The sequence below is a fragment of the Gordonia westfalica genome (assembly GCF_900105725.1).
Lineage (GTDB): Bacteria > Actinomycetota > Actinomycetes > Mycobacteriales > Mycobacteriaceae > Gordonia > Gordonia westfalica.
On sequence record NZ_FNLM01000034.1, the window covers coordinates 1399638 to 1422749 of the forward strand.

General features: G+C 68.1%; 21 protein-coding genes and 2 pseudogenes. 7 read left to right on the forward strand and 16 right to left on the reverse strand.

The window, feature by feature from the left end; all coding sequences use genetic code 11:
• Positions 1-103: 103 nt before the first annotated feature.
• From BLU62_RS11810 to BLU62_RS11835, 6 genes are all read right to left on the reverse strand, one after another.
• Complete coding sequence (locus BLU62_RS11810) at positions 104-1174, reverse strand: YeiH family protein (protein WP_084811780.1); 1071 nt, start codon at positions 1172-1174, stop codon at positions 104-106.
• The gene (locus BLU62_RS11815) at positions 1171-2484 is read right to left on the reverse strand and encodes an LLM class flavin-dependent oxidoreductase (protein WP_074849788.1); all 1314 of its coding nucleotides are present in this window, start codon (positions 2482-2484) and stop codon (positions 1171-1173) included. Before BLU62_RS11815 ends, BLU62_RS11810 begins: the two co-directional genes overlap by 4 nt.
• Before the next feature lie 64 nt (positions 2485-2548).
• Positions 2549-2896, reverse strand: a complete 348-nt coding sequence (locus BLU62_RS11820; protein WP_074849790.1) for a hypothetical protein — start codon at positions 2894-2896, stop codon at positions 2549-2551.
• The gene (locus tag BLU62_RS11825; protein WP_244278139.1) at positions 2893-4392 is read right to left on the reverse strand and encodes a sodium:solute symporter family protein; all 1500 of its coding nucleotides are present in this window, start codon (positions 4390-4392) and stop codon (positions 2893-2895) included. Before BLU62_RS11825 ends, BLU62_RS11820 begins: the two co-directional genes overlap by 4 nt.
• A gap of 246 nt (positions 4393-4638) precedes the next feature.
• Positions 4639-5583, reverse strand: coding sequence for a LysR family transcriptional regulator (locus BLU62_RS11830; RefSeq protein WP_425284553.1), 945 nt, complete (start codon positions 5581-5583; stop codon positions 4639-4641).
• 104 nt (positions 5584-5687) lie between these two features.
• Entirely contained in the window at positions 5688-6401 is a 714-nt protein-coding gene (locus BLU62_RS11835) for a 3,4-dihydroxy-2-butanone-4-phosphate synthase (RefSeq protein ID WP_084811781.1), read from the reverse strand.
• Between the two features lie 332 nt (positions 6402-6733).
• Here BLU62_RS11835 and BLU62_RS11840 point away from each other — a divergent pair.
• The 6 genes and pseudogenes from BLU62_RS11840 to BLU62_RS11865 all read left to right on the forward strand — a co-directional run bounded on the left by BLU62_RS11840 (position 6734) and on the right by BLU62_RS11865 (position 9808).
• Positions 6734-7326, forward strand: a pseudogene (locus BLU62_RS11840) (cysteine dioxygenase).
• Positions 7323-7718, forward strand: coding sequence for a rhodanese-like domain-containing protein (locus tag BLU62_RS11845; RefSeq protein WP_074849796.1), 396 nt, complete (start codon positions 7323-7325; stop codon positions 7716-7718). Before BLU62_RS11840 ends, BLU62_RS11845 begins: the two are co-directional and overlap by 4 nt.
• Before the next feature lie 63 nt (positions 7719-7781).
• Positions 7782-8117, forward strand: coding sequence for an ArsR/SmtB family transcription factor (locus tag BLU62_RS11850; RefSeq protein ID WP_074849798.1), 336 nt, complete (start codon positions 7782-7784; stop codon positions 8115-8117).
• Complete coding sequence (locus tag BLU62_RS11855; RefSeq protein ID WP_074852856.1) at positions 8117-8833, forward strand: cation efflux transmembrane domain-containing protein; 717 nt, start codon at positions 8117-8119, stop codon at positions 8831-8833. The genes BLU62_RS11850 and BLU62_RS11855 overlap by 1 nt, the downstream gene beginning before the upstream one ends.
• Entirely contained in the window at positions 8817-9158 is a 342-nt protein-coding gene (locus tag BLU62_RS11860) for a DUF3703 domain-containing protein (protein WP_074849799.1), read from the forward strand. Before BLU62_RS11855 ends, BLU62_RS11860 begins: the two co-directional genes overlap by 17 nt.
• Entirely contained in the window at positions 9155-9808 is a 654-nt protein-coding gene (locus tag BLU62_RS11865) for a DsbA family protein (RefSeq protein ID WP_074849800.1), read from the forward strand. The genes BLU62_RS11860 and BLU62_RS11865 overlap by 4 nt, the downstream gene beginning before the upstream one ends.
• 7 nt (positions 9809-9815) lie before the next feature.
• On the opposite strand, the gene cofG is transcribed toward BLU62_RS11865, so the two are convergent.
• From cofG to typA, 7 genes and pseudogenes are all read right to left on the reverse strand, one after another.
• Positions 9816-11123: a 7,8-didemethyl-8-hydroxy-5-deazariboflavin synthase CofG gene (gene cofG / locus BLU62_RS11870; RefSeq protein ID WP_208863628.1), complete on the reverse strand. Its 1308-nt coding sequence runs from the start codon at positions 11121-11123 to the stop codon at positions 9816-9818.
• A pseudogene (locus BLU62_RS11875) lies at positions 11120-12555 on the reverse strand (flavin-containing monooxygenase). The gene cofG and the pseudogene BLU62_RS11875 overlap by 4 nt, the downstream one beginning before the upstream one ends.
• 98 nt (positions 12556-12653) lie before the next feature.
• Entirely contained in the window at positions 12654-13808 is a 1155-nt protein-coding gene (locus tag BLU62_RS11880) for an FO synthase (protein ID WP_074852858.1), read from the reverse strand.
• A 62-nt stretch (positions 13809-13870) separates the two neighbouring features.
• Positions 13871-14260, reverse strand: coding sequence for a facilitated glucose transporter (locus BLU62_RS11885; RefSeq protein ID WP_074849801.1), 390 nt, complete (start codon positions 14258-14260; stop codon positions 13871-13873).
• 5 nt (positions 14261-14265) lie between these two features.
• Entirely contained in the window at positions 14266-15156 is an 891-nt protein-coding gene (gene mshB, locus BLU62_RS11890; protein ID WP_074849802.1) for an N-acetyl-1-D-myo-inositol-2-amino-2-deoxy-alpha-D-glucopyranoside deacetylase, read from the reverse strand.
• Positions 15153-17084, reverse strand: a complete 1932-nt coding sequence (locus tag BLU62_RS11895; RefSeq protein WP_074849803.1) for an ABC transporter family substrate-binding protein — start codon at positions 17082-17084, stop codon at positions 15153-15155. The genes mshB and BLU62_RS11895 overlap by 4 nt, the downstream gene beginning before the upstream one ends.
• Before the next feature lie 65 nt (positions 17085-17149).
• Positions 17150-19060, reverse strand: coding sequence for a translational GTPase TypA (typA, locus tag BLU62_RS11900; protein WP_074849804.1), 1911 nt, complete (start codon positions 19058-19060; stop codon positions 17150-17152).
• Between the two features lie 208 nt (positions 19061-19268).
• On the opposite strand from typA, the gene BLU62_RS33045 reads away from it, so the two are divergent.
• Positions 19269-19445, forward strand: coding sequence for a hypothetical protein (locus BLU62_RS33045; protein ID WP_099047851.1), 177 nt, complete (start codon positions 19269-19271; stop codon positions 19443-19445).
• A gap of 13 nt (positions 19446-19458) precedes the next feature.
• Here BLU62_RS33045 and BLU62_RS11905 read toward each other — a convergent pair whose 3' ends face one another.
• The 3 genes from BLU62_RS11905 to BLU62_RS11915 are packed head-to-tail and all read right to left on the reverse strand — an operon-like array spanning position 19459 to position 23109.
• Entirely contained in the window at positions 19459-20370 is a 912-nt protein-coding gene (locus BLU62_RS11905) for an EamA family transporter (RefSeq protein WP_074849805.1), read from the reverse strand.
• 10 nt (positions 20371-20380) lie between these two features.
• Complete coding sequence (locus BLU62_RS11910) at positions 20381-21451, reverse strand: ABC transporter ATP-binding protein (RefSeq protein WP_074849806.1); 1071 nt, start codon at positions 21449-21451, stop codon at positions 20381-20383.
• Positions 21448-23109, reverse strand: a complete 1662-nt coding sequence (locus tag BLU62_RS11915; RefSeq protein WP_074852859.1) for an ABC transporter permease — start codon at positions 23107-23109, stop codon at positions 21448-21450. The genes BLU62_RS11910 and BLU62_RS11915 overlap by 4 nt, the downstream gene beginning before the upstream one ends.
• Positions 23110-23112: the final 3 nt, after the last annotated feature.

Below are 23112 nucleotides of genomic sequence, written 5' to 3' on the forward strand. Positions count from 1 at the left end.
GTCATCGACGTGAGACACAGTTCTTCCTTGTCTTGTGAGAGCGAAGTGAGGAAACCGGGGTCGAGCGCGGGCGAGGCACCGGCGCGCTCGACCCCGACGGGCGTCAACGAACGAGAACGAAGACACCGAGCAGGGACAATCCCGAAATGAGCGCCGTGCCGGTGAAAGTGAGAATCACCGGACGCCAGGTGGATCGAAACAATGTCCGGAGACTCACCCCGGCACCGAGTCCGAACATCGCGCCGGCGAGTATCGCTGTCTGCCAGGTCTCGACCACGTCGAGGAAACCGGCGGGCAGCACTCCGGTCGACCGAACCCCCGCGAAGGCGAGGAACGCGATCACGAACAGCGGGATCAGTGGTGGCCGTTTGCGAGTGCCGTCAGGATCCGCCTCATGTGACTCCTCGAAGCCGAGCACCGACGGCCACTTCCAGCGGAGCACTCCGACCGTCGCGACGATCGGCGCGAGGAGGACGACCCTGGTGAGCTTCACCAGGATTGCCACCCCCAAGGCCACCGACCCGGCCGTACTCGCCGCCGCCACCACCTGGCCGACCTCGTGGGTGCTCGAGCCGACCACGATGCCGAAGCTGCGGTCACCGAGCCCGAGCACCGGATGCAGGAGCGGCCAGCCGAACATGACCGCGGTTCCGAACAGGGTGATCAGTCCGATCGCGAGACCAGCCTCGTTGTCGTCCGCGTCGGCCTGATCACGCACTCCGGCGATCGCCGAGGCACCACAGATCGATGTCCCGGCGGCAATGAGGAGGGAACCTGACGGTGCGATGTTCAGGCGCCTACCCAGCCACACCATCGTCACGAACGTGATGATGGTGCTGAGGACTGCGGTCGCGACTACTCCCCAACCGAGACTCGCGACGGCCTGCAGGGGCAACGAGAACCCCAGCAAGGCGACTCCGGATCGGAGCGTCACCTTCGTCGCCTTCGCGAGACTGTCACCGAGGTTCTCCGGCACCAGACCGAGATTGGCCATCGCGATGCCGATCACCACAGACCAGGTCAGCGTGCCGAACACGCTGATCTGGGTGTGGAGATAGGTTCCGATGCACACCCCGACCGCCAGGAATCCTGCTGCGCGCAGCAAGTTCATGAGACCGGCGGAACGGCTCGGAGGGCTCGGTGCCGGTTCGGTCAGGGTTTCGGTGTCTGTCAAGACTCCAGGAGGTGGTCGCGGAGCGTCGCTCCGGTGTACTTGGTGCGGTAGCGCCCGCGCCGCTGGAGCTCGGGGACAACCATGTCGACGAACTCCTCATAGCAACCCGGCGTGTAGGTCGCGATCAGCATGAAGCCGTCTGCGCCGCCTTCGTCGACATAGGCCTCGAGCCGATCGGCGATCTCCGCCGGAGTTCCCACCAGGACAGGCATGCCCATTCCCATCGCATAGATCTGCGCAGCCTCACGAACCGTGACGGGCTCGCCACCCTTGGCATACAGAATGGATTCGAACAGACCTTGGATGCCCGGCACCTCGATGTCCTGCACGAAGTCTTCGAGATCGATCGTGGAGAAGTCGAGACCGAAGTGTCCCGAGATCCAGGCCAGCGCACCCTCGAGGGGGATGCACGACCTGATGCGCTCGTACTTCGCGACGGCTTCGTCGTGGGTCTCGGCGACTACGGTCTGGACTCCGAAGAAGTACTTCACATCACCAGGCACCCGGTCGAACGTCACCACGCGGGAATCGAGGTCGGAGGTGTATTCCTTCATACGCTCGATGTTCGGATGCACCGCGAAGATCGCCTCGGCATGCTTGGCGGCGAAGTCGCGACCGCGCGGAGATCCGCCCGCCTGCCACAGCACCGGACGCCCCTGGGGAGATGGCGCGACGAAGTGCCGGCCACGGCACTGGTAGTACTCACCCTTGTGGTCGACGACCGCGACCTTGTCCGGATCCGCGTAGATGCCGCTCTCGGCGTCGGCAATAATCGCGTCGGGCTCCCACGAGTCCCAAAGCTTGTAGCACACCTCCATGTACTCCTCGAGGCGGTCATAGCGATCGCCTCGAGGTGCCATTTCCTGGCCGTAGGCGTCCCACTCGCTCTTCGAGTACGACGAGACCACGTTCCAGGCCACGCGTCCGCCCGAGAGGTGGTCGAGACTCGAGAGGCGCCGGCACATCGAGTACGGGTGCTCGAATGCGGTCGACAGCGTGACGCCCACGCCCAGGTGCTCGGTCGCTCCGGTGATGATCGGGACGATCGTCGAGGGTTCATGGGTCGGGCATTGCACGGCGTACTTCACCGTTGCGTCCGAGCTGCCTTCATACGTGTTGTAGGGCGCGAGCTCATCAGCGATGAACACGCCGTCGAACAGGCCACGCTCCATAACACGGGCCATGTGCTCCCAGTACTCCGGGTCCGTGAACTTCCAGTTGACCTTGTCACGCGGGTGACGCCACATTCCGGTCGCGTGGCTGTTGACGCCGTTCTGGATGAACCCGAGCAGGTGGATCTTCTTCGACATCTTGGTCGCTCCTCAATTTTGGATGGACGGAAGGCGTGCGCCACGGGACGGCGTCGACACTCCCCTACTGCTCGACCGTGACGATTTCGGTCGTCTCGGTCGGCTTCGGCTCGGCGGGATGGGATTTCGCGTCGAGACGGAACGCCGCGATGACCGCGACGGCACTGCCCATGCTCAACACCGGCAGGAGATACCAACCCCAGCTGGTGTAGCTGATGAGCAGGAGGAAGCTCGTCGAAGCCAGCACTCCCACAACGGCTTTGACCGCGAATGATCCGACTGCACTCACCGGTTCGGTAGCAACACCGCTGTCCGCGCCCGACCGCAGGTGGCGAAACTCGGTGACCATGTGCGCAATGTAGAGCACCGCGATGACGATCGCGACGGGTACGGCAATCCAGAAGAGTGTCATGACTGCGCCTCCGCAGAATTCGATGCGATGAGGTCTTCCGACTCGTCGCCGTCGGCAAGTTGGTCGCCACCCTTGTCGAGGCGGCTGAAGTCGTAGTTCGTCTTGGTCATCAGGCTGACGGCCACGACGATGAGAATCGAAAGACCGATAAGTGTTGCAGTGCCGGCCAATTCGTTCACGGTCTCGCGGACATAGAAGCCCACCGCAGCCGACACGAGGACGCCGAGGATGAAGGCCCATGCGTTCATCCGACGCCAGAAGATCGCGGCGCCCAGTGGAACGATCAATGCGGCCTTGAAGAAGTAGATCGTGTTGACCGTGGTGATGTAGTCACTGCTCGCCAGAACGACCACGCCGCCGATGATTCCGCCGGCGACGATGCTTGCCTTGGTGATCTTCAGGAGATTGCGGTCCGACATCGACGGCCAGCGGCGTCGGACGATGTCCGTGGCCACCAGCGAGGACAGTGCGGAGAATGCCCCGTCGACGGTGGAGTAGCACGCCTGCAGAATGATCATCACGTAGAGCACGATGATGATCACGGGCAGACCCATGTGGGTCACCACGTAGGGTCCGATCGCTCCGGCACCGTTGGCGCCGAGGTCGTCGTCACTGACTCCCATGGAGATACCCACCAGGCCGAGCAGACCGAGGGTCAACGGGATCGGATAGAACCACAGACCGGCCCACAGGAAGGTGCGTGCCATCGTCTTCGGCTTCATCGACCAAGCCTTCTGCCAGAAGGTCTGGTCGGCCATCGTCGAAGCGAGCAAGCCGAGTGCCAGGGTGATACCGAAGCTCACCGCCGCGGCGGGTGCGAACGGTTGGAGGTTCTCCGGATCGGCAGCACCGACCCGGCTGAACACGGCGTCTGCGCCGCCGGCCTTACCGAGGACGTACAGGACGACCAGCGCGGCGGGAACGGTCGTCCCCAGGGTGCAGAGCGCTCCGGTGATGGCCGATGTCCAGATACCGCCGAAGTACGAGTACACGGTGACGACGATCAGTGCGACGATCAGAACCGCGGTGGCCGGCAGTCCGAACACCACGTCCATGACGAGGACGATTCCGAAGAGGTTGATGAGAATCTCGCAGATGATCATGGCGACCATCACGACGAGCATCAGACTCGCGACCATCGGGTTGTCGAAGCGCTTCCGGATGAACTCGACGATGGTGTAACCCTCCGGCATGCGTCGGCGGAGGAGGACTGCGAACGGGATCATCAGCATGACCGCGAGTCCGTTCGGTACGACGAACCACAGTAGGCCGCTGGTTCCGAAGCTGAATGCTTGAGCCGACGACATCATCACCGCCATGGACCATGTCCAGACAGCGATGATCGATCCCACTCCGAAGCCGAATCCGACGCGACGGCCGGCGACGATGAAGTCTCCTGTGCCGTGGACAAGCTTCTTCACAACGAGCGCGATTGCCAACAGGCATGCTCCGAGCCCGATGAGCAGGCAGTAGCCAAGCTCGGGTGACAGTGTCATAAGCGTTCCCATAGTGCGTGTGGTGACTTGTCGATGCCTGGGCTCCGATGCCCGACTGTCGAAGAGTTCACCTGGTTGATGTATGGACCCAGTGCGTCGCCACTGACGAACAGGTGCGCGCCCGGTCGATACGTGATCCGTTGAGAGGAGCCAAATCTCGGAAACGGCCGAGGCACACCCTTTTTGTAGGGCACGTGCTCCGGTCAGCACACATCCTGTTGTTGCGGATGTGTTACCGGCGTCAGATCACCGTCTGAAACTTCGTCGTTCCGCGACCTCGAGGAGGTGACGGGCAGGCTCCGTGAGGGCGTTGTTGCGCGGCGACCACACGGCCGTGATGTTGCGGATCAGCCGGGTGTTCTTGATCGGGATCACCTGCATGCGGCCCGACTCGATGTCGTCTCGGACAATGAGCACGCTGAGCACAGCGGGACCGGTTCCGCCGATCACCGCGGTCTTGACGGCCGCGTTGGTCGGGAGCTCCAGTGCGGGAGGAGCAATCGCGGTCCCGGGCAGCCTCGACTGAACCATGCGCTCGTAGCTGAGTCGCGTTCCCGATCCGATCTCTCTCGTCACCAGCGGCGTCGCGGCGAGCTGCGCCAGCGAGACACCTTCGGCGTCTGCCCCGGTCCGATGCCCTGCTGCCCATGGATGGCTGGGGGCAACCACCAGGACAAGCTCATCTCGCGATACCTTCCTGCTACGCAGATCACCCGGCAGATCAGGAGTTTCCACGAAACCCAGGTTGTGCCCGCCGCCGCGGACCAGTTCGAACACCGTGGAGCTGTTCGCAGCGGTAACGGCCGCGGCGTCTCCGAACAGTTCGCGAAGCTGGACGAGCCAGCGCGGGAAGAGGTACTCGGTGACGGTCAGGCTTGCCGCAACGCGCACGACCGCGTGGTCGCCTCCGCGTAAGGACCCCATCGTCGTGTCGATTCGCTCGACTACCCCGAGCAGTTCCTCCGCCATTCCGGCTAGGGTGACGCCTGCTGGGGTGAGCACTGACCCGAATCGGGTTCGCGACACGAGCTGCTGGCCGACCGAACGCTCGAGACGTTTGATTCGAGCTGACACCGCCTGCTGGGTCATGTTGAGACGTTCGGCTGCCTGACTGATGCTCTGGGACTGCCCGAGCACCGACAGCGTTTCCAGGAGGGGTACGTAATGTATCGCCGATGTTTCGACCGCCAACCCTCCCGAATTAGAATTTGTATGAGCACAACCGTTGCTTGTGACGCCACTTCCGATCGTAGTTACCTTCCGTTGTCGTGATTCGGACGAGGGTGCCGAACTGTTCATGAGTCCAGCGCCGTCGATACCGACGCGAGGTTGCAACGCTCCACACCGAGATCATGAACGTCGACAACCCTGATTCCGAGACGTCGCGCAAGAGCCGACACGAACGCCTCGTCGAGTTCTTCCATCTCATTGACGACCGATGCTGTGGCCACGACCCCGTTCAATCCCGCGGACAAGCTCATCGACCACATCGAGTCGTAGATCGACCATCGCGCAGCGCTGAAAGCACCGCCGACCGCGATGGGGATCACGTGGCCCGGGCGCACGAAATGATCTGTACGTGCCTCAGGATCGGCGAGGAGACCTATTGTGTGAGCACGATCTGCCCCGGAGATGCCGGTCGTGACGCCGGCCGAAGCGTCAACTGCAACACAGAACCGACCACCGTCCCGGTCGAATCCGGGCGTCATCAACGTCAGCCCGGTTCGCACCATCACCTCTTCAGGGACCGTTGCGAGCACGAAGCCCGATGTATGACGCACCAAGAATGCGGCGGCGTCTGTTCCGAACGACTCGCCCGCGAAACACATATGCGCCTCGAATCCGGCATCGCCGCGTGCGGTGACGATGACCGGTGAACCGGACGCAAACGCTTCGTATATGTTCACTGCGTCTGCGCACGTCCTCGGAATCATTTCGCCCGCCGGATCTGGGCCGCTATCTCGCTCGGCGAGTGGTGCGGTGATAGCCGTAGCTGGTGCATTCATCATGTGCCGCCTCAAGTCGGGATCGGTTACCGTCCCGACTATTGGCACCACCACAGGACCGCGCGAATTCCTGGGTTACGGCAGTGTGACGACCCTCAACCCACCGGACACTAAAGATGTGGGATTTCGCCCAGCGTGCCGACAATTCTCGACGAGCCCCGATCCGTCGGGCATTCTCGTCGGCATGGTCGTCGTGAATCCGATCGCTGTGGGTCGCCCGCACACCAGCCTGTGGGCTGTGTCGGGGCTCGAGCCGGCGTCGCGGGCCATGTGTATGTGCTGTCGCTGATCCTCGGTCCCGACCCGCACGTCCACTCCCCCTCAAGGATCTCCTCATGACCTCGACCCTTGCCCGCACCACATCCGCCGCCCTCCGCTCGCAGAACGTCACGCCCATCGCACGCACACGGGTGGCCGCCGACGCGCCGCGCCCCCGAACCCATCTGCCGACGCACCTGCGACCCGCCGATCTGCTGCGCATCACCGACCAGGGCGTCGCCGACGTCCTCGACGGCCGCCACGACGCCCTGCTGCCCGCCGAATGGGACGCCACGCACCGCTGGTCGACGCGTCTCCATGCCGACGACGATCTCGACGTGTGGCTCATCAGCTGGACTCCCGGCGAGGCAACCGAACTGCACGACCACGCCGGCTCGCTCGGCGCGCTGACCGTCCTGTCGGGATCCTTGCGGGAGTACCACTGGACGGGGGACGATATGGCGGTGCGTGTCCTCGATGCCGGTGACCAGGCCGCCTTCCCCTCGGGTGGGTGCACGACGTCGTGAAGAACCCGACGATCCAGGTGGCCGGGCCGACCCTGAGCGTCCACGCCTACTCCCCGCCGCTGACCGCGATGTCCTATTACGAGGTCGCCGACGCCGGCCACCTGCGTCGCACCCGCACGGTCCTGACCGACGAACCCGAATGAGCGACAAACCCGCTCCTCGCACCATCGACGACGTCCTCGCCGAGGCCCGCGACCGGATCGAGCGGATCGACGCCGCGTCCGTCCCCGCCGAACTCGCGTCCGGCGCGATCCTCGTCGACATCCGGCCGGCCGCCCAGCGCGCCGCGGAGGGTGAGGCGGAGGGTGCGCTCGTGATCGAGCGCAATGTCCTCGAATGGCGGTGCGATCCGGCGAGCGATGCCCGCATCCCGCAGGCCGTCGACCATGACGTGCGGTGGATCATCCTGTGCCAGCAGGGCTATACGTCCAGCCTCGCGGCGGCGGCGTTGCAGGACCTCGGGCTGCATCGCGCGACCGACGTGATCGGCGGCTACGAGGCGCTGGCGCCGATCGTCGGGCGATCGGTGCGCTGAATCGACTGACGCCATCCGGGTACACCATTTTCTGAATACAGAATTCGGTGTACCGTTGCGCCGATGGATACCGTGGCAATCGCACAGCGTGACGCGCTCACGAGATTCGGCTACGCCCTGTCCGACGCGACACGAACGCAGGTCCTGCTGCGACTGAAGAACGGCGGGGCGTACCCGTCGGATCTGGCCGACGCCATCGGGGTATCGAGGCAGACACTGTCCAACCACCTGGCCTGCCTACGGGGATGCGGTCTGGTGGTGGCGGTGCCCGAAGGGCGACGATCCCGATACGAGCTCGCCGACGCGCGCATCGGCCATGCGCTCGACGATCTTCTGGGGCTCGTGTTGGCAGTGGACCCGGATTGTTGCGACGAATCCGCGACCACCGGGTGCTGCTGATGGTCTCCGGTCCCGAGATGTCGACGGCACACCCGCCGATGAGCGCCGGCCGCCGTGAACTGCTGCATCGTCGGATTCGATGGCTGGTCGCGGCAACCATCGCCTACAACGTGGTCGAGGCCGCGATCGCGATCGGCGAGGGCGCACGTGTCTCATCCGGCGCGCTGATCGGTTTCGGACTCGATTCGGTCATCGAGGTCTCCTCGGCCGCCGCGGTCGCCTGGCAGTTCGCCGGCGGTGACCCCGCCCGGCGGGAGAAGGCCGCACTCCGGGTCATCGCCTTCTCCTTCTTCGCCCTCGCGGCCTACGTGGGCGTCGAGTCGCTTCGCTCGCTGTTCGGCCTCGGCGAGCAGGCACGACACTCCTCCATCGGGATCGCCCTGGCCGCGGTCAGTCTGGTGATCATGCCGGCGCTGTCGTGGGCCGAACGTCGCACCGGCCGGGAGCTCGGCTCGGCAAGCGCGGTCGCCGACTCGAAACAAACACTGCTCTGCACGTATCTGTCCGCCGTGCTGCTGGCCGGGTTGGCGCTCAACAGCCTGTTCGGGTGGTCGTGGGCCGATCCGGTTGCGGCTCTGGTCATCGCGGCGGTGGCGGTCCGCGAAGGACGGAACGCGTGGCGAGGAGACGCATGCTGTGCCATCGGCCGGAGCGACCACACCGACGACAACTGCTCGTGCTGCAACGAAAAGGACACTCATGGCTCGACTCGATGACTCTGCGAGAGCGCTGTACCGGTCCGAGATGGCGGCAGCCGCGGCCACCACGAAACCCGACGAGCGGTGGCGCCATCTCGAACGCGCCCACATCGTGTCTCAGCCAGACCCGTGGCTGCACACCTGTAACCACGTCGCAATGTTCAGATTCGCTGTCGGCCAACATGATCGACGCGAAGCGATCGGGCAGGTGGTGCGAATCGTCGTCGCCGCGCCGGGATCCCTGACCGGCCGCTACCCCGAGGGGAACACCGGACGGGTCGGCGCCGGCCTGATGACGCCGATGCCGATCCCCGACGACATAGCGGCTACGTTGGTCGCATGAGCAGACCGACCAAGATCGCCTGGGCGCTGCTAGTGACGGTCATCGTGGGCATCGGTGTCGCGGTGCTGGTCGACGGCCGGGACACGGGACCGGCCCCGGTCGACACCGCCAGGATCTCCGAACTCGTGGTACGACCGGACAGCCACCGCCTGTCCTCTCCCTCACCGGAACGCGCGCAATTCGTCGAGTTCCTGGACTTCGAGTGCGAGGCTTGTGGTGCGGTCTACCCGGTCATCGAGGATCTACGGCGCCGTTACGGCGACCAGATCACCTTCGTGGTTCGGTACTTTCCCATGCCCGGACACTTCAACGCCGAACGCGCTGCCCGGGCCGTCGAGGCGGCGGCACAGCAGGGCCGTTTCGGGCAGATGTATCAGCGCATGTTCCTCACGCAGAGCCAGTGGGGTGAACAGCAGGTTCCCGCCGACGACCTGTTCCGCGGATTCGCTGCCGACCTCGGTCTGGACATGGCCGCCTTCGACACCGCCTACCACAGTCCGGCAACCCTGGAACGAATCCGGGCCGACGTGGCCGACGGCCTCGCCCTCGGCGTCCAGGGCACACCCACGTTCTTCCTCGACGGACAGCGTCTCCAACCGGAGACCATCGACGACCTGACGCAGGCATTGCACCGCGCCGCGAACTCCTGACGCCGGCTCAGGCGACCGCCGGCCAGGGCCGCGGGGCGGGCCGGGTGTCAACGGCGAGTCCGGTCGTCGGATCGGCCAGAGCCGCGACATGGTGGGCGAGGGCCGGGTCGATCCAGCCCGCACCGTCGAGCACATACGGCGGCTGTGCGGTGATCCGTTCGGTGAGAACGAAATCCGACTCCGCGGTCCGTGCGGCGAGCGCGTCGAGGTTGGGCCAGGGCCGTTCGGGGTTCACGTGATCGGGAGTCAGCGGGGACACCCCACCCCAGTCGTCGACGCCGGAGGCGATCAGTGCGGCGCACTCGGCGGGCGACACCAGGTTCGGGGGCGCCTGCACGCGCATGTGGGGTCCGAGGACGATCCGCGCCACCGCGACGGCCGCCAGGAACTCGGTCATCTCCGCGTCGGGGGTGGATCGCATGGCGGTGTCGGGCTTGGCCCGGAAGTTCTGCACGATCACCTCCTGGACGTGACCGCCATCGGCCTGCACCTCGGCGATGGCGAACAGGGATTCGGCTCGCTCGTACAGTGATTCGCCGATCCCGACGAGGATGCCGGTCGTGAACGGGACGCGGGCGGTCCCGGCGTCGCGCAGCACCTGCATCCGGACGATCGGGTCCTTGTCCGGGCTGCCGTAGTGCGGCTGGCCTTTCTCGGTGAACAGGCGACGCGACGTCGTCTCGAGCATCATGCCCATCGACGGGGCCACCGGTCGCAGCCGCCGGATCTCCTCGAGGCTCATCACCCCGGGATTCAGGTGCGGCAGGAGTCCGGTCTCGGTCAGCACGGCCACGGCGGCGGCGCGGACATAGTCGAGGGTCGACGAATAGCCGCGCGCGGCGAGCCATTCCCGCGCTTCCGGCCATCGCTCCTCGGGGCGGTCACCGAGGGTGAACAACGCCTCCTTGCAACCGAGTTCGGCGCCTCGACGGGCGAGGTCGACGACCTCGTCGAGTTCGAGGTACAGGCCTTCGCCGGCGCGGGCCAGCTTGCCGGGCACGGTCACGAAGGTGCAGTAGTGGCAGCGATCGCGGCACAGCCGGGTCAGCGGGATGAACACCTTGCGCGAGTAGGTGACCTGCCGCGAACGCCCGACCGCGTCCAGCCCCTCGTCGCGCATCGCACTCGCGACCGACTGCAGACGGGCGAGATCGTCACCCGAGCAGGACAGCAACGTGACGGCCTGATCGATGTCGATGGGCTCGCGGGCTTCGGCCGCGGCCAGCGCGGCATCGAGCGCCTCCCGCGAAGGACGTTCCACCGCAGCATGTTCCGCGGGGTCGGCCCTAACCATCGGGATGCTGAGGTCGGTCATCGTTCCCCCTCCGGAGAGTCGGTGATGGTCAGATACGGCGCGGGATCGAAGGTGCCGTTACGTTCGCGGAACGACGCCGCGGTGCCCGGCCACAACAGCGTCAGCCGTCCGCTGTCCGGGTCGACATACCAACTGTCGCAACCGGTCAGCCATACGGTCGACGCGCTGCGCTCGTCGATCTCGCGGGTGTAGGCGGTCTCGGCCTCCGCGGAGACCTCCAGCGCGCGAACCTCGGTGTCCCCCATGAACTCCAGCGCGCCGAGCACATAGTCCAGCTGCGTCTCGATCATGTAGATCGCCGAGTTGTGCCCGAGCGCCGCGTTCGGCCCGTCGAGGACGAACATGTTGGGGAACCCGCTGACGACGGTCGATGCATACGACGTCATCCCCGACGACCAGTGCTCGGACAGCCGGAGCCCCGCACGGCCGACGACCCGGCTCGCCGCCGGCGGACGGGCGGACTCGAAGCCCGTCGCCATCACCAGGACATCGAGATCGAAGGTGCGTCCGCTGCGTGCCGTTGCCTTCGATTCGGTGACCGAGTCCAGCGCGCTCGGCTCGAACACCACCTTCGGCTCCTGGAGCGCCGGATAGAAGTCGTCGCTGAGCAGGATTCTCTTGCAACCGATCTCGTAATCGGGGTCAGGAGCTCACGCAACATCGGATCGTCGACCTGCCGGTGCAGGTGGTCGCGGGCCCGCGCCCGGATCTCGTCGATGTCGGGGTGGAGCCCGAGGCGCTGCCGGAACGCCCCGTCGGCCTCGGTGAGGAGCCGGTGACGGACCTCGCCGGCGACCTCGGGGTCGAGCAGCGCGGCGCGTTCGTCGGCGGTGTAGCGGCGATCCTCCCGCGGCACCACGTAGGGAGCGGTCCGACAGAACACGACGAGCTCTTCGGCGGAGTCGGCCAGATGCGGGATGAGCTGCACCGCCGAAGCGCCGGTTCCCACGATCCCGACCCGGGCGCCGTCGACGGCGACGTCGTCGTGCCAGGCCGCGGTGTGGACGATCTGGCCCGGGAAACCTTCCAGGCCTTCGATGTCGGGGATCTTCGCCTCCGACAACCGGCCGACGGCGAGGACGAGACTGCGCGCGCGGAACGTGCGACCGGGCCCGTCCGAGGTGGCCGCGGTGATGACCCAATCCGACGAGGCCTCGTCCCAGGTCGCCTGCCGCAGTTCGGTGTTCAGCAGGATGTGCTCGGCGAGACCCTCGTCGGCGACGGTCTGCTCCAGATAGTCGCGGATCTCCCGGCCGCTCGGATACCGCGACGCCCAGTCGGCCGGCGGACGGAACGAGAACGAGTAAAGATGCGCCGGGATGTCACACGCGATGCCGGGATAGACGTTGTCGCGCCACGTCCCGCCCACCGCGTCGGCACGCTCGAGGACGACGAAGGACTCGCGGCCGCGGCGGGCGAGTTGCGTGGCCATCCCCAGGCCGGCGAAGCCGGCACCGATGATGGCGACGTCGAGCTCGTGTGGACGGTCGATCTCGTCCACCCGGTCACCCCCCTGCGTCGTCGTCCCGGTCACGAACGTACCTGCGGGATCGGGAGCAGCCGATGAATTTCCGGCTCGGTGTAGCGGGTGGTGCGCTGACGCGGTGCGCGCCCGGCACGTTCGGCGACGGCGACGAGGGTGTCGGCGTCGAGGACGCGTCCCGCCTCCGGTCCGGCCTCCGGCATGAGCAGGCCGTCGAGCAGCAGGCCGCCGATGTCGTCGGCACCCCCGCGCAGCAGGAGGTCGACGGTGTCGGTGTCCAGCTTGGTCCAGGCGACCTGCAGGTGGTCGACGAGCCCGACGGACATCAGGCGGGCGACCGCGTGCAGGGCCCTGGTCTCCCGCTGCGACGCGGTCGACGTCGCGGCGTCGACCAGATGCGGAGGCGTGTTGGAGGCGACCATCGGCATCAGGATCAGCTCGGTGAATCCGCCCGTGCGGCGCTGGATTCCGAGCAGGGTCCTCAGGTGCGCGACCTGCTGTCCGGGGGTCTCGACGTGCCCGTAGACGATGGTGGCCGTAGAGAACAGACCGACGCCGTGGGCGGCCTCGATCACCTCCACCCACTCACTGGCCGGTGCGGACCCCGTCGGCGACAGGTGTCCGCGGACGGTGTCGTCGAGGATCTGGGCGGCGGTCCCGGGGATCGATCCGAGTCCGGCGGCGCGGAGCCGCCGGAGGTGTTCGACGACCGACACCCCGGTCCGGGCCGCGCCGTCGGCGATCTCCGCTGCGCGGTAGGCGTGGAGGTGCAGACCGTCCGCCGCACCGGTGATCTCCTCGACGAGGCGGATGTAGTCGGCGGCCGGACGGTCGGCCGGCAACGGGCCCTGCATGCAGATCTCGGTGGCGCCGAGTCCGACGGCCTCCCCGACCAGATCGGCGAGCGTCGGATCGCCGGATCGGCGTTCACCCGAGAGGAGGCGGGCGGCGACCCCGGTGTCGAGATTGCGGTTCACGACGAAGGTCAGGACGTCCGGATCGGTGACCCGACGACGGACCGTGTCGGCCAGGTCGCACAGTTCTTCCAGCTGGGTGCCGGAGGCGCCCAGCAGCGCGACCCAGCCCTCGTCGTCGAGGGCATCGGGGCCGAGGGCTGTCGGGTCGTCACGGAGTCGGCTCAGGGCCGCTGTGACGCGCTCGATCGGGGCCGGGGTGTCTTCGGCCCACGCGCGCAGAACCATGTCCATACTCTAACGCTCGATCGGCGACGCCCCGCGCCCCCGCGGGATCGGCGTCGGCGAGATCAGTCGTCGGCCTCGGGTAACCGGTGGGTCCAACCGAGCACCGCCGCGGGCCCGACGCCGAGAACGAGGAGCAGCAGGGTCTGCACCAGGTAGTTCCCCGACGTGCTCAGGATGACGTCGCCACCCGGTCCCGGGATTCCGCCGGCGATGACCACGACGAGACCCCACGCACCGAGCGGGGCGTACCGCCAGACCGCCGAGGTGTATCCGGCTGCCAGCCACAGCAGCACCGCGTTGAGCAGGCCACCGATCAGGGCCGCGACCGGCAGTGCGACCCCACCGAACCGCTGATAGGCGAACGCCACGCTGAGGAGGCCCACCACGAAGCCGTCGAAGGTCAGCAGTGCGAGCAGGAGGCGGTTGCGGACGTGCGGATCGAGGGCTGCCATCGTCTCTACCCGATCCCGGCGAAGAGGTCCGTCTCCCGGTTGCCGCCGGAAGCGTCACGCGGATCGTGGTCGGTGAGGATGAAGTGCTCATGCCCGCAGATCGGCTGCAGGATGTTGTTCGACAGCGCGTACTCGGTTCCCGACGGCGCGACGGTCACCTGCGTGGCGTGTGCGGCGAGTCCGGCGACCTTGTGCGAGTAATACGCCCGGACGTCGACCTCGGTCGTGATCTGGTCGTCGGGGTAGCTGGGCAGTTCGCCGGGCCGCGGCATGCGCCAGCCGTCGGGCACACCGGGAGCCGCTGCCAGACCGTTCTCCAGCGCGCTGCGCTCGGTGACCGACTCGTACAGCTTCGACGGGCCCGCACCGGCCTCCCGGGCACGTGCGACCGCTGCCGCGGTGACCTCGTGAACGAGCTTGTGGTCGGGGTGACCGTAGGTTCCCGACGCGTCGTAGCTGACGACCACCTGCGGGGCGAAGTCGAGGAGGAGGTCGAGCAGGACGCCGACCGGCTCGTCGAAGGGTGCCTGCACGAGCGCGCGCGGGTTGCTCGCCGAGGGCGCCCCGGCCATTCCGGAGTCCCGCCAGCGCCCGGCGCCGCCCAGGAAGCGCGGGGTCAGGGTCGGGCCGTCGGCCGGGCTCAGTGCCGCGAGGGCGCTGGTCAGCTCCGCGATGCGGTATCCGCCGAGCTGGTCCGCGCCGCCGTCCGCGACGAGCTGTGCGTACTCGTCACCGATGACCTCGCCCTCCTCGCCGAGGGTGAAGGTCAGGACGCGAACGTCGACGCCTTCGGCGAGATAGCGGGCGATCGTCCCGCCCGTCATGATCGTCTCGTCGTCGGGGTGGGCATGGACGAGCAGCAGCCGCCGGTCAGCGGCCGGGGAGGCGTCTGTCACGAGAGTTCCCAGCCGACCGCGGTCCCGAAGATCGACTCCTGGATCGGTCCGGTCAGCGGCACGTCGCGCACCGCGGGAGTGACCCCGACGATCATCGAGTCCTGGTAGAGCGGCAGGTAGATGGCCTGCGCGGCCAGCAGCGGCTCCGCCTGGTTCAGCGTCGCGATCGGGTCCTCCTCGGACAGCGCGTTGCGCGCGAGTTCGATCAGCCTTGGATCGCACAGACCCGAGATGTTGCTCGCGTAGCTGTCACCGACGTCCCCGCCGCTCGGCGCGATGCTGGTCGGGGTCGGCGGGGTGGCGGGCGACGGTTCGGTACTCGGCTTGGGCTGGTTGCAGTCGACGGTCGAGGCCAGCGACGCCGCCGGCGGCACGCCGAGCCCGGTCCAACCGACGACGAGGTCGACCCGCTTCTGGGTCAGCGCCGAGCCGTACAGCTCGCTGTTCGGCATCGTCACGACCTGCGCGCGGATTCCGGCGCCGCGGAGCTGGTCGACGACGCTCGCGGCGGCCGACGTGGCGCGCGGGTCGCCGGCGACGGCTCCCACGCGCACGAGCAGGTCCTGGCCCTCCTTCTGGAACGGCAGGATGCCCTCGGGCAGATCCGCGACCTCGACGGCACCCGGGGTCGGCGTCACCGACGGCGTGGACGGCGAAGCCGAACCGGGTGCGGACGGCGTACCCGATGCGGGCACATCGGTGGAGGGTTCGGGGACCGGTGAGCTCTGCCCGGCGGTCTCCGGATCGGCCCGGCGGAACCCGGCGTCGGCGAGGAGCGCGTCCACCGCGGCGCGATCGGGACGCGGGCGGGACACCGGCGTGTATCCGGGGTCCGACGGAGCGAACACCGTGTTGGCATACGGTTCGACGATCCAGTCCCCCGCACCGGCGAACGTGGTCAGCCGCGGATCGACGAGACCGAGGATGGCGCGCCGGACCTCCACCGAGCTCATCGCATCGGTGCGGGCGTTGACGCTGATCCCCAGCGATCGCGAGGTGAGGCTGCGTTCGGTCTCCAGACCGGGGAGGGCCGCCAGTTCGGCGGCGGTCGCGGGTGACGCACCGAGCGCGACGATCTCGGAGTCACCCGAGCGCACGGAGTCGAGCATCTGCGCGTTGTTGCCGGCGCGACGGAGCACGACCTGGTCCAGCCGCGGCGGCGTCACCCAGTAGCGGTCGTTGCGCGCGAGGCGCACCTCGTCGCGGGTCTTGTCGATCCCGACGATGGCGTACGGGCCCGCGGACACCGGCTTGCCGGTGTCCATGCCGGTCTGGAACCCGGCCGGTGCACCCTTGAGGACGTGGCTGGGCAGCAGACCGGTGAACAACTCACGCCAGGCCGGATAGGGCCGCTCGAAGCGGACCTCGACGGCCTTGCCGCCCTCGCGGGACTGCACGGAGTCGATGAGCCGGTAGCCGGCCGGGGCCACCACGTTGGGCTGCCGCGACATCTGCTGCCACAGGTAGCTGAAATCGTCGCCGGTGACGGGGAGTCCGTCGGACCACTGGGCGTCGGTGTGGATGCGGTAGGTCACCGTGAAGGGCTGCCGCGACGTCACCTCGGCGGAGGTGACGAATTGGCGCTGTAGTTCCCAGACCGGTCCGGCCGGCGTCTGTACGGGTGAGAACGCACTCGGCAGGGTCATCGCGGCGACCGCGGTGGTCACCGGATTCTGGTCGGCGGCGATGTGCGGGTTGAACCCGTTGCCGACCGAATCGGTGGCGATGAACACCGTCTTCGCGACCGGGTACTCGGTCGGTGTCGGCGGCGGCCCGGATTCGCGGACGGGCGGCGGCGGATCCGCTGTGCACGCCGACAGGGCCAGCAACAGCGCGATACCGCACGAGAGCAACCCGAGCACACGGCTCCGGTTCGTGGCGTCGCGACCCCGCTGTGATCTCGCGCGATTCACCTCGGATACCCCCATGACGATGCTTCTCGGTCGATCGGACGAGGCCGGTCCCCCGCGTCGGCGGGAGACCGGCTCGGCGGTCAGCTGACCGCTGCGTCCCGGGACTTGGCCCGCGAACGCTCGCGTGCACGCGTGTTCGAGTCCAGGTGCACCTTACGCACACGCACGACCTCGGGAGTGACCTCGACACACTCGTCGGCGGCACAGAATTCCATGGCGGCTTCGAGATCGAGCTGCATGGGCTTGGCCAGCGTCTCCATCACGTCGGCGGAGGACTGACGCATGTTGGTCAGCTTCTTCTCGCGGGTCACGTTGATGTCGAGGTCCTCGTGACGCGGGTTGATGCCCACGACGTGACCCTCGTAGCTGTCGTCGCCGGGGTTCACGAAGAACGTGCCGCGGTCGGCGAGCTGGATCATCGCGAACGGGGTCACCGTGCCGGAGCGGTCGCTCACGAGCGAGCCCGTGTGGCGGGCGCGGATCTCGCCGGCCCAGGAGTCGTAACCGTCGAAGACGGCGTTGGCGATACCGGTGCCGCGGGTCTCGGTGAGGAAGTCGGTGCGGAAGCCGATCAGACCGCGCGACGGGACGATGAACTCCATGCGGACCCAACCGGTGCCGTGGTTGTTCATCTGCTCCATGCGGCCCTTGCGGGCGGCCAGCAGCTGCGTGACCGCGCCGAGGTACTCCTCGGGCACGTCGACGGTCAGGTGCTCGAACGGCTCGTGGACCTTGCCGTCGACCTTGCGGGTGACCACCTGCGGCTTGCCGACGGTCAGCTCGAAGCCCTCGCGACGCATCTGCTCGACGAGGATCGCGAGCGCGAGCTCACCTCGACCCTGCACCTCCCAGGCGTCCGGACGGCCGATGTCGAGCACGCGCAGCGACACGTTGCCGATGAGTTCGGAGTCCAGGCGCTGCTTCACCATTCGGGCGGTCAGCTTGTGGCCGGACACGCGGCCCGCCAGGGGCGAGGAGTTGGTGCCGATGGTGACCGAGATGGCCGGCTCGTCGACGGTGATGCGCGGCAGCGGCTGCGGGTTCTCCAGGTCGGCGAGGGTGTCGCCGATCATGATCTCCGGCATACCCGCGACGGCCACGATGTCGCCGGCGACCGCCGACTCCGCCGGTGCGCGGTCGACGCCGACGGTGGCGAGGAGTTCGGTGATCTTGGCGCGCTCGACGACGGGCTCGCCGTCGACCTCGCGGCACCAGGAGACCTGCTGGCCCTTGCGCAGGGTGCCGTTGTGGATGCGGACGAGCGCGAGACGGCCGAGGAAGGCCGAGGCGTCGAGGTTGGTGACGTGGGCCTGCAGCGGGGCCTCCGGATCGCCCTTGGGCGCCGGGACGTGTTCGAGCAGGACGTCGAAGAATGCGTCGAGGTTCTCGGCGGCCGGGATCTCGCCGTCGGCGGGCTGCTCGGTGGAGCACACGCCGGCGCGGCCGGAGGCGTAGAGCACCGGCAGTTCGAGGACGAGCTCGGCGGCCTTGGCGGCCTCCTCGTCCAGGTCCGACGCTAGGTCGAGCAGCAGGTCCTGCGTCTCGTCGACGACTTCCTGGATGCGCGCGTCGGGGCGGTCGGTCTTGTTGACGACCACGATCACCGGGAGCTCGGCCGCGAGGGCCTTGCGGAGCACGAAGCGCGTCTGCGGGAGCGGGCCCTCGGACGAGTCGACCAGCAGCACGACTCCGTCGACCATCGACAGGCCGCGCTCGACCTCACCGCCGAAGTCGGCGTGACCGGGGGTGTCGATGACGTTGATGACCACCTCGGTGCCATCCGGCTGGCGCCGGTGAACCGAGGTGTTCTTGGCGAGAATGGTGATGCCCTTCTCACGTTCGAGGTCACCGGAGTCCATCACCCGGTCGACGACCTCGGCGCGCTCGCCGAAGACGCCGGACTGGCGCAACATGGCGTCGACGAGGGTGGTCTTTCCGTGGTCGACGTGCGCGACGATCGCGACGTTACGGAAGGTGGGGGCAGCGCTCACAGGCTCTCTTTCGTGTGGTTGGTGGACCGCGTCGGCGGCCGGCACTCGGGGCGAGCCGAACGACTCATGGGCTCGCGGCCGAACAACTCTGACCGGCGACAAGTGCAGATCACCTAGGGATTCAACGCTACAGAGTATCGGTTTATCCGGTGAGACCGCGATCACAGGCGGCGGAACCACCGTTGTTAGGGTCTGCTAACCTCGCCGCATGAGCAAGGTCGACGCGGCCAAGGTGGGCTCCTTGAAGCCCAAGAAGAAGTGCTGCAAGAGCTCCAAGCGGTGCGTGCGGTGTCCTGTGGTGATCCACCGGATGCGCAAGCTCGACACCTCGGACATGACCAAGAAGGAGCTCAGCAAGGCGCTGAAGAAGGCACGCGCCGCCTGATCCGCCTGATCCGTCAGTTCGGCGGGATCTCGTCGGGGTTCATCGGCCGCTCCTCGGGGTTCATCGGCCGCTCCTCGGGGTCGACCGAGCGGACGGCGACCGCCAGCGCGACCGCCGCGATCCCGATGGCCTCCAGTGGCCGGGGAACCTGGCCGAGGACGATCAGCCCGATCACCGCCGCGGTCACCGGGAGCAGGGCGAGCAGGATGGCGAACCGCGCGCGACCGACCCGGCGCAGCACCATCTGGTCCAGGGCGTACGGGATCGCGGTCGACGCCACGCCCAGCACCAGTCCCTGCCCGACCAGCGCGGCCGGCGACACCCCGTCGCGCACCGCCTCGGCCACCCACCACGCCAGCGGCGAGGTGACCAGCGCGGCGATCACGAAACCGGTTGCGAGATCCTCGACGCCGGCGCCGCGCGCCGCGACCCGCTTGCCCAGCACGATGTAGCCGGCCCAGCAGGCGGCCGCCGTCAGGGCCAGCAACACACCCAGCCCGCTCCCCGACCATCGGACGTCGGCGATGAGGATCACCCCGACAGCGGCCAGCACGAGTGCCGCGATGTCGCGGCGGGTCCGGGAACCCAAGGCCGCCACCGTGATCGGACCCAGGAACTCCAGCGCGACGGTGGTCCCCATCGGGAGGTGCGCGAGCGCCTCGTAGAAGGCGATGTTCATCCCGGCGGTGATCAGACCGAAGCACCCGGCGAGCCGGAGGCGGGAGAGCTGCCACGCCGCGCGCGGCGGCCGGACCCAGATCAGCAGCACCGGTGCGGCACCGGCGATGCGCAGCCAGGCCACCGCGGACGGGGCGACGTCGTCGAACAATCCGACGGCGACCGCCGCCCCGAGATACATCGACGTCGCGCCGAGCACCATGAGGCCGGGCGGGAGCAGCAGTTCACGCCGAGCCGTGGCCTCCATCAGATCCCCGTCACCCGATCACGGCGACCCGCTCGGGGACGAGCCGCGTACGCACCCGATCACCGATGGCGACGGATTCGTCTGCCACGGCGTCGATCTCGCCGACCGCGGTCTCGATGCGCACGCGTGGACCGGCGGGCAGTTCGGCGACGAGCACGACCGTCGCGTAGTTCGTGTCCGGATCGACGGGGCCGTCACCGGCCGCCGCGACGACCTCCACCGATTCCGGGCGCAGGCCGAGCCGACGCGAACCGTCCGGCAGGTCGAGCGCGATCTCGCCGAGCACGGTGTCGGCGATACCGGCACGCATCTGCGCGTCGATCACGGTGGTGACGCCGAGGAACTGCGCCGTCCATTCGTCGACCGGGCGTCGCCACAGGTGCGAGGGCGTGGCGACCTGCACCATCGCGCCGTCGCGCATCACCGCGATCTCGTCGGCCATGGTCGCGGCTTCGGCGTGATCGTGCGTGACGACGACGGTCGGGACCCCCGCCGCGCGCACGATCTCCGAGATCTCCACCGCCAGTTCATCTCTCAGCCGACGGTCGAGCGCGGCCAGCGGCTCGTCGAGCAGGAGGAGTCGCGGATGCGGCGCGAGTGCACGTGCCAGTGCGACGCGCTGCGCCTGACCTCCGGACAACGTGTCGACCGAGCGTTTCTCGTAGCCGGGGAGACCGATGACCTCGAGCAGTTCGGTCACGCGTTCGGCGATGCGGCGGCGCGGCCACCGCCGCATCCGCAGGCCGTAACCGATGTTCGACGCGACGCTGCGCCCGCCGAACAGCTGCCCGTCCTGGAACACCACACCGAAATCGCGCCGGTGCACCTCCACCCCGGCGAGGTCCTGACCGTCGAAGCGCACGGTCCCGCGCGTCGGCCGTTCCAGCCCGGCGACCGCTCGGAGCAGCGTCGACTTGCCACAGCCGGACGGGCCCAGGACGGCGGTCACCAGCGCCCCCGCTCCCCCGACGCGCCAGGACAATCCGTCGATCACGGTGTGGCCGCCGTAGGCTACCGCGAGGTCGGAGATCTCGAGGCGCGCGTGCGAGGCCGTCGCGGCCTCTCGTTCGGTTCCGGTCACAGCAGCGGCACCTCCGATCGCGGCCGGAACGCCTCGACCACGAGCACGGCGAGGGTGGTCGCGACGACGAGCAGCACCGACGCGGCCATCGCGGTCGCCAGGTTGGTGGCCCCCGGGCGATTGAGAGCCGATCCGATCAGCACCGGCAGAGTCGTCGTGTCGGCCCGGGCCAGGAAGCTCGTCGCGCCGAACTCGCCGAGCGCCATCACGAACGCGAACCCGGCGGCGGCACCCATCGAACGGCCGATGATCGGCAGATCGACGGTCGCGAACACCCGGGCGGGTCGGGCGCCCAGCGTCGCGGCCGCCTGCCGCAGCCGGACGGGCACCGACTCGAGCGCCGGGAGCATGATGCGGATGACCATCGGGATCGCGATCAGCGCCTGGACACAGGGGATGACCGCGGGCGACGCCGCTATCGCATAGGGCATCGACGCCAGCACGATCAGGTAGCCGAAACCCAGAGTGACCGCGCTGATCCCGAGCGGTACCAGGGAAATGGCCGACGCGATCGCACCGACCACCCCGCGGGAACGGTGCAGCGCGACGGCCGCGAGCATGCCCACGACGAGGGCGACGACGGTCGCGAGCGCCGCCGACACCAGCGAATACTCGAGGCTCTCCAGCGGAGTGACCCCGTTGACCGGTTCGGCGAGTGCCCGGTATCCGGCGAGCGTCCAGTCACCGCCGACCGACGGCCGCACCGACCGCGCCATCAGCACCACGACCGGCCCGACGAGCAGCACCACCGTCCACGCGCCCACCAGCCACATCGCCGGGCGCACGAACCGCCCGTCCGCGAAGGCGGCGTCCCGACGACGGCGCTCGACTCCCCCACGGGCAGAGCCGGTTCCGGCGGGGTCGGCGAACACGCGGGTGAGCGTCAGGGCCGCGAGCACGACGACGATCTGCACCATCGACAGCACCACCGCCTCGGGGATGCGGAAGTAGCCGATGGCCTGGGTGTAGATCTCGGTCTCGAGGGTGCGCAGCTCGCCCGCGCCGAGGATGATCACGACGCCGAAACTGGTGGAGCAGAACAGGAAGATCAGCGCGGCGGCCCCGGCGATGGCGGGCAGCAGTCTGGGGATCACCACGGTCCGCGTCGCGCGCAGCCGTCCGGCACCCAGCGTTCGCGCCGCCTCCAGAAGTCGGGGGTCGAGGTTTCGCCACGCCGCACCCACCACTCGGACGACGACGGCGACATTGATGAACACGTGCGCGGCCAGCACCGCGCCGAGCCCGGATTCGATGTGCAGGAACGACAGCGGGCCGGTCAGCAGCGACCGGAAGGCGACACCGACGACCACGGTCGGCAACACGAACGGCACCGTCACCGCGACGGCGAGGAGAACCGATGCGCGGCCGCCGACATGGGCGTACAGCCACGCGATCGGCGCGGCCGCGACGAGGGCGAGGACGGTCGACGCCGCCGCCTGCCCGAGCGTCACACCCAGGAGCGCCGGCGCGTCGGTTCGCGAGAGGAGGTCGCCGAGCCGTTCACCCGACGCGGCAGCAAGTTTCACGGCGCGGCGGATGAGCGCGAGCACCGGCCAGGCGAAGAGGACGGCGATGAACAGCGCCGGGATCAGACGCAGCGTCACCCGGCCTGCGACCGTCGCCGTCCGCGCCGCGGGCCGCGCCACCGCCCGGGTCACCGG

Coding starts and splice junctions, on each gene's coding strand:
- BLU62_RS11845 (WP_074849796.1), top strand. CDS start 7,323: ATGAGCGACAAACCCGCTCCTCGCACCATCGACGACGTCCTCGCCGAG.
- BLU62_RS11820 (WP_074849790.1), bottom strand. CDS start 2,896: ATGACACTCTTCTGGATTGCCGTACCCGTCGCGATCGTCATCGCGGTG.
- BLU62_RS33045 (WP_099047851.1), top strand. CDS start 19,269: ATGAGCAAGGTCGACGCGGCCAAGGTGGGCTCCTTGAAGCCCAAGAAG.
- BLU62_RS11835 (WP_084811781.1), bottom strand. CDS start 6,401: ATGATGAATGCACCAGCTACGGCTATCACCGCACCACTCGCCGAGCGA.
- BLU62_RS11865 (WP_074849800.1), top strand. CDS start 9,155: ATGAGCAGACCGACCAAGATCGCCTGGGCGCTGCTAGTGACGGTCATC.
- BLU62_RS11855 (WP_074852856.1), top strand. CDS start 8,117: ATGGTCTCCGGTCCCGAGATGTCGACGGCACACCCGCCGATGAGCGCC.
- cofG (WP_208863628.1), bottom strand. CDS start 11,123: ATGACCGACCTCAGCATCCCGATGGTTAGGGCCGACCCCGCGGAACAT.
- BLU62_RS11815 (WP_074849788.1), bottom strand. CDS start 2,484: ATGTCGAAGAAGATCCACCTGCTCGGGTTCATCCAGAACGGCGTCAAC.
- BLU62_RS11880 (WP_074852858.1), bottom strand. CDS start 13,808: ATGGTTCTGCGCGCGTGGGCCGAAGACACCCCGGCCCCGATCGAGCGC.
- BLU62_RS11860 (WP_074849799.1), top strand. CDS start 8,817: ATGGCTCGACTCGATGACTCTGCGAGAGCGCTGTACCGGTCCGAGATG.
- BLU62_RS11825 (WP_244278139.1), bottom strand. CDS start 4,392: ATGACACTGTCACCCGAGCTTGGCTACTGCCTGCTCATCGGGCTCGGA.
- BLU62_RS11895 (WP_074849803.1), bottom strand. CDS start 17,084: ATGGGGGTATCCGAGGTGAATCGCGCGAGATCACAGCGGGGTCGCGAC.
- BLU62_RS11850 (WP_074849798.1), top strand. CDS start 7,782: ATGGATACCGTGGCAATCGCACAGCGTGACGCGCTCACGAGATTCGGC.
- BLU62_RS11905 (WP_074849805.1), bottom strand. CDS start 20,370: ATGGAGGCCACGGCTCGGCGTGAACTGCTGCTCCCGCCCGGCCTCATG.
- BLU62_RS11885 (WP_074849801.1), bottom strand. CDS start 14,260: ATGGCAGCCCTCGATCCGCACGTCCGCAACCGCCTCCTGCTCGCACTG.